This window comes from Thermodesulfovibrio thiophilus DSM 17215, assembly GCF_000423865.1.
GTDB classification, from domain to species: domain Bacteria; phylum Nitrospirota; class Thermodesulfovibrionia; order Thermodesulfovibrionales; family Thermodesulfovibrionaceae; genus Thermodesulfovibrio; species Thermodesulfovibrio thiophilus.
In genome coordinates this window covers 257,032-275,099 of the sequence record NZ_AUIU01000012.1, presented here as the reverse complement: position 1 = coordinate 275,099, position 18,068 = coordinate 257,032, and the positions used below count along the sequence as shown (strand labels likewise).

General features: G+C 36.0%; 19 protein-coding genes and 1 tRNA gene. 15 read left to right on the top strand and 5 right to left on the bottom strand.

Annotated features, from left to right (window positions below; all coding sequences use genetic code 11):
- The first annotated feature begins 48 nt into the window (after positions 1 to 48).
- Positions 49 to 1,140 carry a bifunctional diaminohydroxyphosphoribosylaminopyrimidine deaminase/5-amino-6-(5-phosphoribosylamino)uracil reductase RibD gene (gene ribD / locus G581_RS0104295; RefSeq protein ID WP_028844756.1) on the top strand — a complete coding sequence of 364 codons (1,092 nt, stop codon included), beginning with the start codon at positions 49 to 51 and terminating at the stop codon, positions 1,138 to 1,140.
- A gap of 61 nt (positions 1,141 to 1,201) precedes the next feature.
- The gene (locus G581_RS0104290) at positions 1,202 to 1,510 is read left to right on the top strand and encodes an alanine-zipper protein (RefSeq protein ID WP_028844755.1); all 309 of its coding nucleotides are present in this window, start codon (positions 1,202 to 1,204) and stop codon (positions 1,508 to 1,510) included.
- A gap of 12 nt (positions 1,511 to 1,522) precedes the next feature.
- Here G581_RS0104290 and G581_RS10595 read toward each other — a convergent pair whose 3' ends face one another.
- Both G581_RS10595 and G581_RS0104280 read right to left on the bottom strand, forming a co-directional pair.
- Complete coding sequence (locus G581_RS10595; RefSeq protein ID WP_239639028.1) at positions 1,523 to 2,437, bottom strand: L,D-transpeptidase family protein; 915 nt, start codon at positions 2,435 to 2,437, stop codon at positions 1,523 to 1,525.
- A 209-nt stretch (positions 2,438 to 2,646) separates the two neighbouring features.
- A complete protein-coding gene (locus G581_RS0104280) occupies positions 2,647 to 3,408 on the bottom strand; it encodes an NAD-dependent protein deacylase (RefSeq protein ID WP_028844754.1) in 762 nt (253 codons plus the stop codon).
- A gap of 23 nt (positions 3,409 to 3,431) precedes the next feature.
- Between G581_RS0104280 and G581_RS0104275 the strand changes: the two genes are divergently transcribed.
- Positions 3,432 to 4,202 (top strand): vitamin K epoxide reductase family protein, encoded by a 771-nt coding sequence (locus tag G581_RS0104275; protein WP_028844753.1) that lies wholly within the window; start codon positions 3,432 to 3,434, stop codon positions 4,200 to 4,202.
- Here G581_RS0104275 and G581_RS0104270 read toward each other — a convergent pair.
- Positions 4,174 to 4,932: a DUF72 domain-containing protein gene (locus G581_RS0104270; RefSeq protein WP_028844752.1), complete on the bottom strand. Its 759-nt coding sequence runs from the start codon at positions 4,930 to 4,932 to the stop codon at positions 4,174 to 4,176. The two genes, G581_RS0104275 and G581_RS0104270, sit on opposite strands and share 29 nt — an antisense overlap.
- Complete coding sequence (locus G581_RS0104265) at positions 4,905 to 5,897, bottom strand: dTDP-glucose 4,6-dehydratase (protein WP_028844751.1); 993 nt, start codon at positions 5,895 to 5,897, stop codon at positions 4,905 to 4,907. Before G581_RS0104265 ends, G581_RS0104270 begins: the two co-directional genes overlap by 28 nt.
- Positions 5,898 to 5,996: 99 nt before the next feature.
- Here G581_RS0104265 and G581_RS0104260 point away from each other — a divergent pair, with 99 nt between their 5' ends.
- From G581_RS0104260 to G581_RS0104230, 7 genes are read left to right on the top strand one after another with little or no spacing between them, the layout of a single operon-like run.
- Positions 5,997 to 6,248 (top strand): FmdB family zinc ribbon protein, encoded by a 252-nt coding sequence (locus tag G581_RS0104260; RefSeq protein WP_028844750.1) that lies wholly within the window; start codon positions 5,997 to 5,999, stop codon positions 6,246 to 6,248.
- Positions 6,245 to 7,003 (top strand): sugar phosphate isomerase/epimerase family protein, encoded by a 759-nt coding sequence (locus G581_RS0104255; RefSeq protein WP_028844749.1) that lies wholly within the window; start codon positions 6,245 to 6,247, stop codon positions 7,001 to 7,003. The genes G581_RS0104260 and G581_RS0104255 overlap by 4 nt, the downstream gene beginning before the upstream one ends.
- Before the next feature lie 50 nt (positions 7,004 to 7,053).
- Positions 7,054 to 8,784, top strand: a complete 1,731-nt coding sequence (gene ilvB, locus G581_RS0104250; RefSeq protein WP_028844748.1) for a biosynthetic-type acetolactate synthase large subunit — start codon at positions 7,054 to 7,056, stop codon at positions 8,782 to 8,784.
- Between the two features lie 9 nt (positions 8,785 to 8,793).
- Entirely contained in the window at positions 8,794 to 9,285 is a 492-nt protein-coding gene (ilvN, locus tag G581_RS12060) for an acetolactate synthase small subunit (protein WP_028844747.1), read from the top strand.
- 25 nt (positions 9,286 to 9,310) lie between these two features.
- Positions 9,311 to 10,552, top strand: coding sequence for a LeuA family protein (locus tag G581_RS0104240; RefSeq protein ID WP_028844746.1), 1,242 nt, complete (start codon positions 9,311 to 9,313; stop codon positions 10,550 to 10,552).
- A gap of 17 nt (positions 10,553 to 10,569) precedes the next feature.
- A complete protein-coding gene (locus G581_RS0104235; RefSeq protein ID WP_028844745.1) occupies positions 10,570 to 11,652 on the top strand; it encodes an isocitrate/isopropylmalate dehydrogenase family protein in 1,083 nt (360 codons plus the stop codon).
- A gap of 30 nt (positions 11,653 to 11,682) precedes the next feature.
- Positions 11,683 to 12,978 (top strand): hemolysin family protein, encoded by a 1,296-nt coding sequence (locus G581_RS0104230; RefSeq protein ID WP_028844744.1) that lies wholly within the window; start codon positions 11,683 to 11,685, stop codon positions 12,976 to 12,978.
- 34 nt (positions 12,979 to 13,012) lie between these two features.
- Here the strand turns inward: G581_RS0104230 and G581_RS0104225 are convergent.
- Positions 13,013 to 13,095: transfer RNA gene (locus G581_RS0104225), tRNA-Leu, on the bottom strand.
- A gap of 126 nt (positions 13,096 to 13,221) precedes the next feature.
- Between G581_RS0104225 and G581_RS10590 the strand changes: the two genes are divergently transcribed.
- From G581_RS10590 to G581_RS0104200, 5 genes are read left to right on the top strand one after another with little or no spacing between them, the layout of a single operon-like run.
- A complete protein-coding gene (locus tag G581_RS10590) occupies positions 13,222 to 15,222 on the top strand; it encodes a CoB--CoM heterodisulfide reductase iron-sulfur subunit A family protein (protein ID WP_083962607.1) in 2,001 nt (666 codons plus the stop codon).
- Between the two features lie 25 nt (positions 15,223 to 15,247).
- Positions 15,248 to 15,784, top strand: a complete 537-nt coding sequence (locus G581_RS0104215; protein ID WP_028844743.1) for a 4Fe-4S dicluster domain-containing protein — start codon at positions 15,248 to 15,250, stop codon at positions 15,782 to 15,784.
- A gap of 11 nt (positions 15,785 to 15,795) precedes the next feature.
- Positions 15,796 to 16,692, top strand: coding sequence for a CoB--CoM heterodisulfide reductase iron-sulfur subunit B family protein (locus tag G581_RS0104210; RefSeq protein WP_028844742.1), 897 nt, complete (start codon positions 15,796 to 15,798; stop codon positions 16,690 to 16,692).
- A 1-nt stretch (position 16,693) separates the two neighbouring features.
- Positions 16,694 to 17,110, top strand: coding sequence for a hydrogenase iron-sulfur subunit (locus tag G581_RS0104205; protein ID WP_028844741.1), 417 nt, complete (start codon positions 16,694 to 16,696; stop codon positions 17,108 to 17,110).
- The gene (locus tag G581_RS0104200) at positions 17,107 to 18,063 is read left to right on the top strand and encodes an NADH-quinone oxidoreductase subunit B family protein (RefSeq protein ID WP_028844740.1); all 957 of its coding nucleotides are present in this window, start codon (positions 17,107 to 17,109) and stop codon (positions 18,061 to 18,063) included. Before G581_RS0104205 ends, G581_RS0104200 begins: the two co-directional genes overlap by 4 nt.
- The last annotated feature ends 5 nt before the right edge of the window (positions 18,064 to 18,068 follow it).

Here is an 18,068-nt window from a genome sequence, read left to right as displayed (position 1 = left end):
TGTTAAGAACTAATTAATTTTTTAATTTACGATGTATCAGGTGGAAATATGAGAGATGATAGATTTTTTATGAAAAAAGCTCTGCTTCTTGCAAAAAAAGCAGGCTGGAAAACCTCTCCCAATCCAATGGTTGGTGCGGTTATTGTAAAAAATGGAGAAATAATATCGAGAGGTTTTCATAAAAAAGCAGGCTTGCCTCATGCTGAAGCTGAAGCCATCATGAATGCAAAACAATCAATTAAAGGTGCAACTCTTTATGTGAATCTTGAACCCTGTTGTCACAGAGATAAAAAAACTCCTCCATGTACAGATGCAATAATCAATTCAGGTATTAAAAGAGTTGTTATTGCTATGAAAGATCCTAATCCAAAGGTATCAGGGAAGGGTATAGAAATTTTAAGAAATAATAAAATTGAAGTTATAGAAGGAATTCTTGAAGATGAAGCAAAAAAATTAAACGAGTTTTATATAAAGTATATAACGACAAATACTCCTTTTGTAATTCTTAAAATAGCGATGACGCTTGATGGTAAGATAGCAACTCCGTCTGGTGAATCCAAATGGATTACATCAGAAAAATCAAGAAAACTGGTTCATATAATGCGTGGAAGGGTAGATGCTATACTTTCTGCATATGGTACTATTTTAAAGGATAATCCTTTATTTACAGCCAGAGTCAAAGATTCTAAAAATCCTGTTAGAGTTATAATAGACCCTGAACTTAAAATTCCTTTGAACTATCATGTTTATAATCCTCCTCCAGATACAATAGTAGTGGTTAATGAAAGAAAGTTGAAAAATAGTAAATTGGAATGTTTAAGACAGAAAGGAATAGAGGTGATACATTTTTCTTCTGATAAAGTAGATTTAAAATGGCTTATGGAAGAATTGGCTAAGAGGCATATAATGTCTGTTATGATTGAAGGCGGTTCTTCATTGAATTCTTATGCTCTGTGGAATGGCATTGTGGATAAGATAATGATTTTTATTGCTCCCAAGATAATCGGTGGGGCACAATCCTATCCCAGTGTGGGAGGAAAGGTTTATAAAAATCTTGATGAAGCTTTTATAATTAAAGATTTGAAAATAAAAAGGCTTGCAAACGATATTTTAATAGAAGGACATATAGAAACAGGTTGAAATTTTTTACATTTTAATGTAAAGTTATATTAAAGTTTTTTTAGAAAGGAGGTGAAAGAGGATGAAAAAAGTTCTAGTATTAGTAATAGCTGTTATGTTTACTTTTGCCTTTGGTTGTGCGTCAAAGGATTATGTTAAACAGCAGACCGATCCTCTTGCTGACAGAATTGGAAAGTTAGAAAGCCAAGTAAACAATCTTGACGCCAGGGTTAGTGCTCTTGAAAAGAAAGCTGGTGAATCAACAACAGCAGCAGATGATGCAACAAGGAGAGCTGAAGCTGCCGCACAGAAAGCAGATGACGCAGCAAAGAGAGCTGAAGCTGCTGCAGAGAAAGCAGGTAAAGCCTTTGAACTTCAGCAAAAGAAGTAATTTTGAATTTTTTCAGAGCCACGGTTCCTGTAATAGGAGCTGTGGCTCTTTATTTTTAATGCTTACAGATGTTGGAATGCCAGTTTTTTGTTTGATTACACTATAAAGTTTGAAAGTATCTACATATTTTAAAATTCCTTTTTTGGCAAGTTGTTCCATTGCATTCTGAAGATAATCAAAATTCTGTAGCTGATCATCTCTATGAACTTCAACATAAACATCATTATTAATTTTAGCTACTTTTACAGGCTGCCTAACAATTATTACTTCAGTTCCAACAGGAACCATATCAAACAGTTGAGGAATATCTTCAGGATAAAGTCTGATGCATCCATGTGTAACTTTTCTACCAACAGCCCAGGGTCTGTTTGTTCCGTGAATTAAATAGCTCAATCCTGATAGCCTCATTGCATGTGTCCCCAATGGATTATCAGGCCCCGGCGGTACAACTGCAGGAAGTTCAGGCCTTTCTTTTTTGATTGATTCAGGTACATACCATGGAGGATTGATAATTTTATGAGATATTTTAAATTTACCCAGTGGAGTTTCAACTCCATCATCACCTATACCAATTGGAAATGTTGTAACTAATTCTTCTTTGCCTTTTTTATAAAAATAATAGAGTCTCATTTCAGAAAGATTTATAATAATTCCATGAAAGTTATTTTGTTTTTCAGGTAAAATCCAGAATGTTGGAATTATAACTTTACTTCCTTCTTCAGGAACAAAAGGATCAAATTCTGGGTTAGCATCAACTATTTCGTTGTAACCTAAATCATAATGTCTGGCTATTTCGATTAAAGACTCACCCTTGTTTACTATGTGAGTTTTAATGCTTCCTACAAGTGAAATACTATTGGAAAGTGAAAACGTCTCTCCTGAGGAGTTATTGAAACTTAAAAGTGTAAAACATAAAATAATTGGCAAATAAAATTTTAAATTATTTGTAATTTTTTTAAAATTCGAGATTAATTTATTTTTTTTTATATGCATATATTACACTTATAATGATTTAATTGCGTTCAATTTAGCTTAAAAATATAATTTATTAAATTTCCAAATTAAAAGTCAATTAGTAAGAATTTTTTATAAATATAGTGATAGTGATGAAATAACAAATTGCATATAAATCTACTTTAACACCCGCGCTTAAACTCCTTTAAGATGTCTCCTAAAGCTTTCCCTGCTTTTTCATGAATAACGACTTCAGCCAGCTCATCCATTGGTGTTTCTGTTTGATTTATAAATATCAATTTTGCGCCGGAGTGATAGGCTAATTGAGGAAGTCCTGCTGCAGGGTAAACCTGTAGAGATGTTCCAACAACCAGCATTAAATCACACTGAGAGGATGCTGTTTGAGCCAGGTTAAATTCACGCTCAGGCATTGATTCTCCGAAAAATATTATTTTTGGTTTTATTACGCCACCACAGTTTGAACATCTTACATCAGCTATGTCTTCTTTCAAAAATTCGATGATTTCTTCGATTTTATAGAATCTTCCACAATCAATACACAGGGCTTCACGGTTATTCCCGTGTATTTCTATAACCTGTTTGCTTCCTGCCAATTGGTGAAGTCCGTCAATATTTTGAGTGATTACATACTTCAGTAACCCCATTTTTTCAAGCTTTGCAAGAGCATAGTGAGCTTCATTGGGTTTTGCATTAAGGAGTTCAGGTAGAAGCTCTTTTTTCATTTCCCAGAACTCCTGTCGTGCCTGTCTATTTATAATAAACTCATCAAATGTTATCATTTTGAACCTCTGCCATAATCCTCTAGGAGAGCGAAAATCGGGAATCCCGGATTCTGTAGAGACTCCAGCACCTGTAAGTGCTACAGCATAAGTGGAGTTTTTAATAAACTCTACTGTTTTTTCAATTTTTTCTTGATAATTCATATTTTTTAAGTTATATTAAATTTATGAAACTTAAGTCAAACCTTAAAAAATCTAATGCAGTTAGTTTAATTTATCTTTTCGGTTTATTGCTCGCTTCTGCTGAGCTTATTTCTCATTTTCTCGGAAAAAGTCTTTGCACTACAGGAGGCTGTCGTATTGTTGAGTCTTTTGTTAAAGGAGGAGATTTAGTGCTTCTTATCATTGGAGTGGTGCTTTTTGGAAGTTTATTATTTATTTCATTGAGTAAACACCGGATATTAAATAATATTCATTTGTTAATTCTTATTTCAGCTATGTGTGTTGAGGGATATCTTGTTGGTTTCCAACTTTTTATAATCCATGAGATATGTGTTTTTTGTCTTACTGTTTTTACTCTCATAACTATAGCGACACTGATAAAGTTTATTCAGGGAGATAAAGAATTAATCTTTGCTTTTGTTGCATTTGTATCTGTATTTTTTGTTACTTATCTTGTGAATCCTCAAATCGGAAACTTTCCTGCAAGCCAGTATGTACTTGTCTATTCAAAGAGTTGCCCTAATTGTGAAGAAGTGATTCAGTTTTGCAAACAGTATAAACTGCCTGTTACTCCTGTTGAGGTTAGCCATCTTAGCGGTACTTTTAAAGCACTTAATATTAACTCAGTCCCTGTTCTCTTTTGTGATGAAGGAATGCGTAAGCACCTCATACTAGGCAAAGAAAACATAAAGGACTATCTTATTGCAAAACTTCCTGCAAAACATACGAACGAAGAAGGACTCTGTCCTATTTTTGAACAGGGTAAGTGCAAATAAGAAGTTCTTTCAGTTTTAAACCATTCTTTACTGCATAGCCCATATAGTCATTGTCAAAATAAACATAAGTTTCACAAGCCCATTGTTTAATTTTATTAGCCCATTTATTCAGTTCCTCTATTGTGTACTCAGAAGCATAAAGATGTTGTGAGCCATGTAATCTTGCATAAACAAAATCTGCTGTAACTGCTTCACAATATGGAAATTTTCCAGCTGAATCTGCAATGCAGGAGGCTATGCTGTGTTCTTTCAATATCTCAAAGAATTTATCGTTTATAAATGTCTTGTTTCTTACTTCCATGGTGTATTTGTATTTTTTATCAAGAATTAATAAAAAATCACTGATTAATGATATGTCGAATTTTAAACTCGGAGGAAGCTGAATTAAAATAACTCCGAGTTTGTCTTTTAATGTCCCATATCTGTCAAGAAAATAATCCACAAGAGATTTGTCTACTTTAAGCTTTTTAAAATGTGTTATCTGCCTTGACATTTTTATTGAAAATAGGAATTCTGCCGGTGATAAAGAGTACCATTTTTGAAATGTAGAAGGTTCTACGTCCCTGTAAAATGTAACATTTATTTCAACTGTTGAAAAATATTTACAGTAAAATGAAAACCATTCAGATGGTTTTAAATCTTCTGGATAAAATATCCCTTTCCAGTGCCCATACTGCCAGCCAGATGTTCCGATGTGATATTTTACTCCTCTTTGTAAATCCTGCTCCATAAATCTTCGTAATAAAATAGCTTTTTAAAAAGCCATGTTCTGTTTTTTAAATTCCATTCAATTGTGGATTTTAGTCCTGAGTCAAACTTTGTTGTAGGTGCCCAGCTTGTGCTATTTTTTATTTTTTCGCTCATTATTGCAATTCGTTTTTCATGTCCAGGACGATCTGGCAGATATTTTATTAGACTGTCAGGTTTTTCAAGTAGTTCAAGAATTTGCTTAACAATATCAATCACTTTGAATCTTTCGCCGCTTCCAATGTTGTATACTTCACCTGGTTTTCCCTTTTCAAGAAGTGTAAAAATAGCACGTATACAATCACACAGATAAAGCCATTCACGAATAATCTCACCTGTACCATAAACTGGAATCTGGTCATTTCTCAATGCCTTAAGAATCGTCATAGGAATAAGTCTTTCAGGATTTTGCCATGGTCCATAGATACTGCATAATCTGACAGTAATCACAGGAAGTTTTAAAGCCCTCCAGTAAACCTGTCCGAGCATATCTGCAGAGGCTTTACTCACTGCATAAGGTGAACGAGGATTTAAAGGACAGTCTTCATCTCTTTCTCCTTCTTTAATTTCACCATATTCTTCATAAGATGTAATATTGAAAAACCTTCCTACTTCAAAATATTTGACAAGCTCTAGAAGATATATTGTGCCTATAATATTGGTTTCCATAAATATATTTGGTTCTGTAACTGACCTGTCTATATTCGTTTCTGCAGCAAAATGTAATACTGCTTCAGGTTTTTTCTTTTCAAATATCCTTTTTAACTCTTCTTTGTCCAGTATGTCAGTATTGTAAAAATCTATTCTGTCCTGAATTGGTTTAAGTCTGTCCATATCTCCAGCATATGTTAGTTTATCAACTACTGTAACTTTCCATCCCTTTCTTGCCGCCAATCTGACAAAATCACTACCAAGAAAACCGGCTCCCCCAGTGACAAGCACTTTCATGCTTAAGCCTCCAGAATTTTTTTAGTTATTATACCAAAATTAAAACAGGATGTTTTAAAATATTTTTGTAAATAAAACTTATTAGAGGTGAAGTGGAAAATGCCGATTTATGAATATGAATGCCTTAAATGTCACAAAATTCATGAAATTGTTCAGAAAATCAGCGACAAGCCTTTGAATAATTGTCCTGAATGCGGAGGAAGGCTGAGAAAACTGATCTCGCAATCTTCTTTTATTCTTAAAGGCAGTGGTTGGTATGTAACAGACTATGCACGTAAAAATAATAATTCTGGTAATGGTTCAACTAACAAACAATCAAATGCTCAATCTACAAAAACAAATACTAAATGATTAAGCCACATATTCATGTTCCATATAGCAGGATTTTTGAATATGTGGATCTTATTAAAGAGAACAAACTCAATATTGAACTATATTTCGATGCTCAAAGTCTTGACAGTATCAAAAAAGAAGATATTAAAAAATTACGGAAGGCTTTATTTTATGAGCCTTCTTTGTCATTACATGGTCCGTTTATGGATCTGTCACCAGGCGCAGTTGATAATAAAATAAAAGAAGTTACACTTGTAAGATTTAATCAGGTTTTTGATATTGCCGAGGAATTATGTCCCGCATCTATAGTTTTTCATTCAGGTTATGAAAAATGGAAATATGCTTTCAGGGTAGATATATGGCTTGAAGAAAGTCTTAAAACATGGGAAAAAATTTTACCAAGAGCAGAGCAATTAGATATTAAAATTGCAATAGAAAATATTTTTGAAGAAGAACCAGAAAGCCTTACCCTTCTCATGAAGAGTATAGATTCTCCTTATTTTGGAATATGTTTTGATACTGGACATTTTAATCTTTTTTCAAAAAAGGATATTAAAGAATGGATTTCATGCCTTGGCAATTATATTTTTGAACTTCATCTTCATGATAACCATAAACACTTTGATGAGCATCTTTCTATAGGTAGTGGTTGTTTTGATTTTAAAAAATTTTTTGACCTAATTAATGGAATTGATTGTATTTACACAATTGAGGCTCATTCAGCTGAGGATGTATTTAAAAGTATCAAAATGCTTGATGAATTGATTAAATAAAACTTATTATGGTATTTTATGTTTAAATAGCTTAATAGAAGGATAAAACCATGGCAAAGATGAAAGGTGCAGAAATTTTCATTGAATGTTTGAAGACAGAAGGGGTAAAGCATGTTTTTGGTTATCCTGGAGGAGTGATTCTTGATATTTTTGACCTTCTTTATGATGATCCTGATATAAAGCTGATACTTACCAGACACGAACAGGGAGCTACTCATGCAGCGGATGGATATGCAAGAGTAACGGGTAAGCCAGGGGTAGTTCTTGTAACCAGTGGTCCTGGTGCAACAAATACCGTAACAGGTATTGCAAATGCTTATATGGACTCTGTTCCTCTTGTTATTTTTACCGGACAGGTTCCCACATTTTTGATTGGAAATGATGCCTTTCAGGAAGCAGATATTGTAGGAATTACAAGGCCATGCACAAAATACAACATTCTTGTAAAAGATACAAAAGACCTTGCAAGACAGATAAGAGAAGCTTTTTATATTGCAATCTCAGGCAGACCTGGACCTGTACTTATAGATTTACCTAGAGATGTGAGTCAGGGGAAAGCTGAGTTTATATGGCCTGAGAAGATATATATAAGAAGTTATAATCCTACATATGAGGGCAATTTCTATATGATAAAAAAGGCGGCTCAAGAGATTGCTAAAGCTAAAAAGCCTGTTATTATTGCCGGTGGTGGCTGTATTATTTCTGAGGCTCATGAGTATCTCAAGGAACTTGCAGAATTTGCCCAGATTCCAGTAGTTAATACTCTCATGGGACTTGGAAGCTTTCCCGGGACACATGAGCTGTCACTGGGGATGCTTGGCATGCATGGAACATATTATGCAAATATGGCTGTTCAAAATGCGGATTTAATAGTTGCAATTGGAATGAGATTTGATGACAGAGTTACAGGAAAGGCAGATGAATTTGCTCCTGGTGCTAAAATTATTCATATTGATATTGACCCCACATCAATTCGTAAAAATGTAAGAGTTGATATCCCGATAGTTGGAGATGTAAGCAGGGTATTGAAAGTACTTAATAAAATTTTGAAAGAAGACATCAAACCACAGTGGAAAGAGGTCAGAAAAGCATGGTTAAAGCAAATAAATCAGTGGAAAAAAGAAAGACCACTGACTTATGAATTTGATCCTGATGTAATAAAACCTCAATATGTGATTGAAAAAATATACGAAGTTACTAAAGGTGATGCTATCATTACAACTGAGGTTGGGCAGAATCAGATGTGGGCTGCACAGTTTTATAAATTTGATAAACCTCGCAGGTTTGTGACATCAGGGGGACTTGGAACGATGGGATTTGGTTTTCCTGCTGCAATTGGTGCTCAGCTTGCTTTTCCTGACATGGCTGTAATAGATATCGCAGGAGATGGAAGCATTCAGATGAATATTCAGGAGCTTGCAACTGCTGTGATATATGACCTTCCTGTAAAGGTTGCAATCCTTAATAACAGCTATCTTGGGATGGTAAGGCAGTGGCAGGAACTTTTCTATAATGAAAGATATTCTCATACGTATTTGAGTACAGCACCTGATTTTATAAAAGTTGCAGAATCCTATGGTGCTGTTGGACTTAGAGCGACAAAACCATCTGAGGTGGAGCCTGTAATTAAAGAGGCTTTATCAGTTAAAAAACCTGTTTTTATGGATTTCATTGTTGACTGGAAAGAAAAGGTTTATCCTATGGTTCCTCCAGGAGCTTCTATTGACCAGATGATTTTTGAAGAAAAGAAAAAAGAGCGTAAACTGAAAGCGGTTAAATAGGAGGAAACTGTGAGACATACAATATCTGTTCTGGTGGAAAATAAGTTCGGTGTTCTGGCAAGAATTGCTGGATTGTTCAGTGGAAGAGGCTATAATATCGAGAGTTTATCAGTAGGTGAAACCATTGACCCTCAGATTTCTATAATGACAATTATCACTACAGGAGATGATAGCGTTATTGAGCAGATTACAAAACAACTCAACAGATTGGTTGATGTTATAAAGGTTATTGATTTAACTGAAATAGACCATGTTGAAAGAGAGATGGTCTTAATGAAAATTGTTCCAAGGAAAGAAAATAGACTGGAAGTATTGAAAACAGTTGAAATATTTAGAGGTAGGGTAGTTGATTCAGGACCAACAACATATACGATAGAGGTTACAGGAGATGAAAAGAAAATTCAGGCGTTTATAGAACTTATGAAACCAATGGGAATAAAAGAATTTGTCAGAACAGGCAAAGTAGCCATTCCAAGAGAACTGTCTCAAAAAAAACAATAAAAAATTCAATATACTAGGAGGAAAAATGGCAGAGAAGGGTAAAATATATCTAATTGATGTAACAAATAGAGATGGGGTTCAGACTTCAAGAATACTGCTTCCGAAGCTTTCAAAGACAATGCTTAATTTATATCTTGATGAGATGGGAGTATATCAGAGTGAGATTGGTTTTCCTACATTAAAACATGAAGTAAACTATATTAATGCCAACCTAGATCTTGCAGAACTCGGAGCATTTAAAAGAATTCATCTTGAAGGATGGGCAAGGGCGATACCAGAGGATGTTGAGCTTGTATTTAAAAATTGTCCAAAAATAAAACATCTTAATCTTTCAGTTTCAACATCAGAGATAATGATTCAGGGTAAGTTTCAGGGAAGGAAGACATTTAACGATATAGTTAAGGGGATGTATGAAGCAGTAAAACTAGCCAAAGAACTCGGTGCAGAAACAGTTGGGTTTAATGCAGAGGACGCTTCCAGGACAGAGTTAAGCAGGTTAATTGAGTTTATACTTGCCGGGAAAGAGGCTGGAGGAGATAGATTCAGATACTGTGATACGGTTGGTTGTGAAGATCCAATAACAATTTATGAAAGAATTCACACGCTTGCACTTGCCACACAGATTCCAATTGAGATGCATTGCCATAATGACCTTGGGATGGCAGAGGCTGTTTCAGTGGCAGGAGCTCAGGGTACAGTTGAAGCAGGAGTAGACAGCTTTATAAATACAACTGTTAATGGATATGGTGAAAGGGCAGGTAATGCAGATCTGGTTTCTACCATACTTGCATTGAAGTTTTCTCATGGCTTGAAGGAGAAGTGTCCGATTGATAATCATATAAATTTAAAACTTGCATGGAAAATTGCAAAATATGCATCCTATGCATTTAATATTCCAATTCCAATAAATCAACCTGGAGTAGGAGCAAATGCTTTTGCGCATGAGTCAGGAATACATGCAGATGGAGTATTAAAAGACAGGGCAAACTATGAACTTTACTCTCCAGAAGATGTTGGCAGAGGAGAACCAGAGCTACTTGAAACTGGAAGGATTATCACAACTGGAGAGTATGGTGGAATAAAAGGTTTTAGATATGTCTATAGCAAACTCGGAATAGAGTTTCCGGATGACAATGAAGCGAGAAAAATTCTTGAACTTGTCCAGTATGCAAATCTTCATACACAAAAACCACTTACAGATGATGAACTGAGATTTATTGCAACTTATCCTGAAATTGTCAGACAGATTCTTACTGTTACACCATAAAAAGGAGGCAATTTTATATGTACAAAATCACGCTTATTCCTGGTGATGGTATAGGTCCTGAAATTTCTGAGGCTATGAAAAAAGTAGTTGAAGCCACAGGAGTTCCTGTTGAATGGGAGATCGAGAATGCAGGCGAGGAAGTTTATTTAAAAGAAGGGACACCACTTCCAACAAGAGTGACTGATTCAATAAAGAAAAACAAAATTGCAATTAAAGGACCGATAACAACTCCTGTTGGTACAGGTTTTAGAAGTGTAAATGTTACATTAAGGCAGACTCTTGATCTTTATGCCTGTGTCAGGCCGTGCAAGAGTTTTAAAGGTGCAAGAACAAAGTATGAAAATATTGATCTTGTTATAGTAAGGGAAAACACGGAAGACCTATATGCAGGCATAGAATTTAAAAAAGGTGAGTCTGAAACCATTGATTTAATCAATTTTATAGAAAAAAAATCAGGTAGAAAGATAAGAGAAGATTCTGGAATAAGCATTAAACCGATTTCAGTATTTGGGACAGAAAGAATTGTCAGATTTGCTTTTGAGTTTGCAAGAAAAAATAGTCGCAAAAAAGTAACTGCTGTGCATAAAGCAAATATTATGAAATACACTGATGGATTGTTTCTTGAGGTGGCAAGGCAGGTTGCTCAAAAATATCCAGATATCGAGTTTGAAGACAGAATAGTCGATAACATGTGTATGCAGCTTGTTCAAAAACCTGAGCTTTATGATGTTTTGGTTTTACCGAATCTATATGGAGACATAATAAGTGACCTCGCAGCAGGTCTTATTGGTGGACTTGGTCTGGCTCCTGGTGCAAACATTGGAGATGAATATGCAGTATTTGAACCAACTCATGGAAGTGCGCCAAAATATAAGGGATTGAATAAGGTTAATCCTTTTGCTATGATTCTAAGTGCGGTTATGATGCTGAGACATATAGGAGAGTTTGAAGCAGCAAATAAAATTGAAAGAGCTGTTGCTGAGATAATTGAAGAAGGTAAAGTTCTTACCTATGATATGAAATCATCGGATGATTCAACTCTACCAGTAGGAACACAGGAGGTGGCATTAGCTTTAGTTGAAAAAATTAAAAAATTTTAGCTACCTTTTTCATGAGTTTTACAATACGATATGAATGAAATTTTCCTGATATTTTTTCTTATTATTTTAAATGGCGTGTTTGCTGCATCTGAAATTAGTGTTGTTACGTTAAGAAAATCTCGATTAAAACAGCTGATTGAAGAAGGGAAACCAGGTGCTTTAATAGTCAATAAATTTAAAGAAAATCCTGATAGATTTCTCGCAACAATTCAGGTTGGGATAAATGTTATAGGAAGTCTTGCATCTGCTATAGCAGGTGCTTATGCGGTAAAAAACATAAAACCTCTTATTGAATCCGTACCAATTGATTTTGTAAAAGTCTCTGCAGAACCAATATCAATCGCTGTTGTTGTGATACTGATAACCTATTTTTCAGTTGTTCTTGGCGAACTTATTCCAAAATCAATAGGACTTTACAACCCTGATTGGGTGAGTCTGAAAACAGCTAAATTTATCGATAATTTTTCAAAAATAACATATTTTCTTGTAAAGATTCTGACAGTAAGCACTAATTTTATTCTGAAACCTTTTGGTCTTAGAGCTTTTTCACAGAGAGGATTTATATCTCAGGAAGAACTGAAACTTCTTATAGAAGAAGGAGAAGAAAAGGGAATATTTGAACCAGAAGAGCGACAGCTCATTCAGAGTGCATTTAGTTTTGCTGAGATAACAGTTAAAGAGATAATGATTCCAGCACCTCAGATGGTTACTGTCAGCATTTATATGAGTGTTGATGAAATTAAAAAAATTATACTGGATGAAAAGTTTTCGAGATATCCGGTTACAGGAAAAGATTTAAATGACATCAGAGGGATAATGCATGCAAAGGATTTTTACAATGCTTTGATTAAAAATCCAGATAGAGTAGATATAAAGAGACTTCTTAAACCTCCAATGTTTGTTCCTGAAACAATGAAGATAAACATACTGCTCAAGGAAATGCAGAAAAAGAGAGTACACATGGCTGTTGTTGTTGATGAGTATGGAGTTGTAACAGGACTGGTAACTCTTGAGGATATTCTTGAAGAGCTTGTTGGAGAAATCAGGGATGAATATGATATAGAAATGCCGGTAATTACAATGCCAGATGGTTCAATGATAATTGATGCATCTATTTCAGTGAGAGATTTAAAGGAAGATTACGGAATTGATATAGCAGAATCCGAAGAATATGAAACTCTTGGAGGCTTTATACTGACAGCTCTTCAAAGAATTCCAAAGGTTGGTGATACAGTAACTATAGATGGAAAGATTTTTAAAGTAATTGAAATGGTAGGGCAGAGAATATCGAAAATTAAGTATGAGAGTGTTGAAATTACCGAGTGAATCGTGTTGGATGGTTTTTCCACTTTCTAAGAAATGCCGGTGGTGGGATTTGAACCCACACGGGATTGCTCCCAGCGGATTTTGAGTCCGCCGCGTCTGCCGTTCCACCACACCGGCTGTAAAAAAACAATATCATAAAAAAATGATATTTTGCAAGCATTTAAAAATATGTCTTGACAAATTTTACGAAAAATGGTAAAAAGGTTAAACATATTAAAATCCATATTTAAAGGAGGGCTTAACATGGCAAAAGTGGGTGTTTATATCTGTCACTGTGGAGAGAATATTGCCGGTGCCATTAATATCGAAGAACTGAAAAAGTATGCTGAAAGTTTGCCAGACGTAGCGGTTGTAAGAAATTATCTTTTTATGTGCTCTGATCCTGGTCAGGATCTTATAAAACAGGATATAAAAAGTGGTTTGGTGGACAGAGTTGTTGTCTCAGCATGTACACCGAGAACTCATGGTCCTATATTTAAGAAAGCTGTTGAAGATGCCGGTCTTAATGGATATTTATTTGAGATGGCCAATATAAGAGATCAGGATAGCTGGCCTCACTGGCATGATAAAGCTGGTGCTTTTGAAAAGGCAAAAAGGTTATTAAGAAGTGCTGTTGCCAAAGTTAGACTTAATGAGCCTCTTGAAGACCGTTATGGAGATATGGAGAAATCAGTTATGGTTGTTGGTGGAGGCATAGCAGGAATGTTTGCAGCCCTTGATCTTGCGAACATGGGACTTAAAGTATATCTCGTTGAAAGACAGCCATCTATTGGCGGTAATATGTCAAAAATTGATAAAACATTCCCGACGATGGACTGTTCGGCTTGAATACTCACACCTAAGACGGGCGAGGTCGCCCAGCATCCAAATATAGAGCTTATTACATATGCAGAAGTTGATCAGGTCAAAGGATATGTTGGAAACTTTGATATTACGGTAAAGAAAAAAGCAAAATACATTGATTGGGACAAGTGTATTGGTTGTGGCGTATGTACTGAGATATGCCCATCCAGGGTTCCAAATGAATATAATTTTGGGTTAAACCAGAGGAGAGCAGCTTTTATAGAGTATCCTCAGGCTGTTCCCAAGAAAGCGGTTATTGATGAAGCGAACTGTTTGTATTTTAAGTCAATGAAAAAAACTGGTAAGCCAGCTTGTGAAATCTGTAAAAAAGGTATCCCACCTAAAGGCATACAGGGATGTCCTGCAGATGCAATAAAATTTGAAGATAAAGATGAATATATAAATCTTAAAGTTGGATCTGTGATTATTGCTACAGGCTTTAAGCCGATGTCCAAGATATACTTTAAAGAATATTCTCCTAATTCTCCAGATGTTATTACATCAATGGAGTTTGAGAGAATTCTTTCAGCCACTGGACCCACCGGTGGTGAACTTAAAAGGCCATCAGATGGAACAAAACCAAAAACCATTGCGATGATTTCATGCGTGGGTAGCAGAGACGAAAGATATCATCCATACTGTTCGAAGGTATGCTGTATGTATATGCTCAAACATGCAAGAATTCTAAAAGAAAAATATCCTGATATCAAGTTATATTTATTCTTCATCGATGTCAGAACAGCAGGTAAAGATTTTGAAGAATTCTATGTTTATACAAGAGAACTCGGAGCAAAAATTATTAGAGGTGGAAGAGTATCTGCTGTTGATATAAAGCCAGATGGCAAACTCAGAGTGAGAGGTTTCGATGTTGACCTCTGTTCACCTGTTGAGCTTGATGCTGACCTGGTTGTGCTTGCTACTGCAATTGAGCCTCCTGATGGAGTTGATGATCTCAGCAGACTGTTCAGCGCAACCTGTGGAAGAGAAGGATTCTTAAGAGAGGTTCACACAAAACTTTACCCTGTTGAGACAGCAGCAAGAGGAGTATTTATTGCTGGATGCGTTCAAGGACCAAAGGATATTCCAGAATCAATTGCTCAGTCCCGTGCAGCAGCATCAGCAGCAGCAGCTTTGATTATTCCTGGAAAAATTAAATTTGAAGCTATAGTTTCAGAAGTGGATAGAGATAAATGCAGTAGTTGTGGCGTTTGTGTTCCACTTTGTCCTTATAGTGCAATTAAACTTGAAGAGTATAAAGGTAAGGAAAAAGCAAAAATTGAACCTGCACTCTGTGCTGGTTGTGGAGTTTGTGCTTCAGCGTGTCCATCCAGGGCTATAACATTCCATGGATTTACAACAGATCAGATAATGGCACAGATAGAGGCATTAACAGAGGCATAAAACAATAAAATAGAAGGAGGAAAACATGGAAGAGGGTGGTGTAAATGTCATTGATCTTACCCAGGCTGATGAAAGTTTTGTAAAAGAACTTGAGGGGTTTGGAGCAGATGAAATCAGGGAATGCATACAGTGTGGCAAGTGTGCATCCACATGTCCGATGGCGTTGGCTGGTTTAGAATTTTTTATTAAAAGAATCATTCAGGCAGCTAACATGGGGTTAAGGGATGTTCTTCTTGATGATCCTTCAGTTTGGGGGTGTCAATCATGTAATCGTTGTGTGGAAATTTGTCCTATGGATATAAAACCATATGAAGTGATACAGGCTGTAAGAAGATCAGCTATTAGAGTTGAATCCTGCCCTGCAAATACCTATGAAGGATTAAGAAATCTTTATAGATTCGGACATGCTGTATTTCCAAAGGGATTTGAAGAAAGAAGAAAGAAAGCCGGACTTCCTGAAAAACCGCCAACAGCTTTGAGTTTTGATGATTTAAGGAAAAAATACCAGGAAGTTTTAAAACAAACTGTCTTGGAAGAAATAGCACCATTCCCGCTTGATTAAGGAGGATAGAGATGAAAAAGATAGGATTTTTTCTTGGATGTAATATCCCGTTTAATAGACCGGATGTTGAATATTCAGCAAGATACATGCTGAATGAACTGGATGTAGAAGTAGTAGATCTTGAAGGTGCAACTTGTTGTCCTGCATATGGAACAATGCCATCATTGGACCTTGTTGGATGGGCTGCTGCATCTGCATGGAATTTAACTATTGCAGAAGAAAAAGGTGTTGATATTATAACCGGTTGTGGTTCATGTTATGGGTCTCTCAATGAAGCAAAATATTACATGGACAAACATCCAGAAATTAAACAGCAGGTAAATAAAATTCTGGCAAAAGTTGGCAAGGAATACAAGGGAACAACAACAGTCTGGAATTTTCCAAATTTTCTTTATGAAGAAATAGGTATGGATAATCTCAAATCAAAAGTTAAATATAATCTAAATGGTTTAAAATGTGCTGTTCAGACAGGCTGCCACAATCTTTGGCCAAGTAGAGCTTTCCCAAAAAATGAGAACAATCCTTTTGCGCCAACGAGATTGAGAGAGCTATGTGAGGCAATGGGTGGTGTTGCACCTCATTACAGTACAATTACTGATTGCTGTGGTATGGGTGCATTAAGGTCAACAGCACCAGAAAAATCTTTGGCTCTTTTTAAAAAGAAGCTTGATGTAATCAAAGAAGAAATAGATCCAGATGTAACAGTTATGGGCTGTAGTTCCTGTTTATTGCAGTTTGATGCAGGTCAGGCACTTCTTGTAGAGCAGAAAAAACATAATTATAAAATTCCCGCCCTTCATATTGCTCAGCTTACTGCTCTAGCTCTTGGTGCTGATGTAGAAAAGGCAATTGCGATGGCTTCAATTCCTTTAAATGGAGTAATAACTAAGATAAAAGGAGGTAATTAAGATGGCATGGGAGCCAAGAATTCTTGTTATTGCCTGTCACTGGTGTACATATGCAGGTGCAGACCTGGCAGGAAGCCTGAGGTATAGCTATCCTCCAACAGCGCATATTATAAGAGTGCCATGTAGTGGAAGAGTTGAACCTGAATTTATTGCAGAAGCTATCAAAAGAGGCGCAGATGGAGTGTTTATAGGTGGATGTCACTTTGGTGACTGCCACTACAAAGAGGGCAACTACAAAGCAATACGCAGATTCAAACTATTCAAAAGAGTTGCAACAGATCTTGGAATTGAAGCAGATAGAATTCAACTAGAATGGATTTCAGGAAGTGAGGGCAAAAAATTTTCTGAAGCCATGACAGCATTTGATGCAAAAATAAGAGAACTTGGACCAAATCCATTGAAAGGAGGAGCACAATGAGCAAACCTAAACTAGCGTATTACCTTGCCGGAGGATGTGGAGGATGTGATATTGCTGTTGTGGATTTAGCCGAAGCACTGGTGGATGTTGCACTTGCCTTAGATATAGTTTTCTGGGCACCAACAGTGGCAGATGTTAAATATAAAGATCTGGAGGCAATGCCAGATGGTTCAATAGATGTTGCATTATTTTCAGGAAATGTAAGAAATTCAGAACATGAACATATAGCAAAGGTATTAAGACAGAAATCAAAGGTAATGATAGCTTTTGGTATCTGTGCATCCTGTGGTGGCATAAAAGGACTTGTTAACCTTCATACAACTGATCAATTGCTTGATAAAGCATACATTAATAGTTTCAGTACAGATAATCCGGAAAAAATATTGCCTCAGACATCAGTTGTTGTTGATGGCAAGTATGAATTAACTCTGCCAACTCTTATGGATGCAAGACCTCTTGATGAAGTTGTAAAAGTGGACTACTATATAGGAGGATGCCCTCCTTATCATGAACATATAGGAAAAGCATTTACAGCTTTGCTTTCAGGACAATTGCCACCTCCTGGATCCTGGATTACAATGGGTAAGGCTGTTTGTGAGGTATGCGGTAGAAATCCTGTATTACAGGGCAAACCAAAGAAGCTGGCAACAACTGTCAAGAGAACAATAGAGGGAACACCTACAGAAGGTGCCTGTCTTCTTGAAGAGGGATATCTCTGTCTTGGTCCTGTAACTCAGGGTGATTGTGGTGCAAAATGTCCTGCTGCAAATATTCCATGCAGAGGATGTGGTGGACCAATCCCTGGAGTAAAGGATTTTGGTTTAAGAGCAATTAGCGCTATTGCAAGTATGCTTGACAACGAAGAACTTGTTGACCAGATTCCAGATCCTGTACATTTGTTTTATAGATATACATTACCCGGGTCTTTTCTCGGTAAAAGAATAAAGAGATAAAAAAT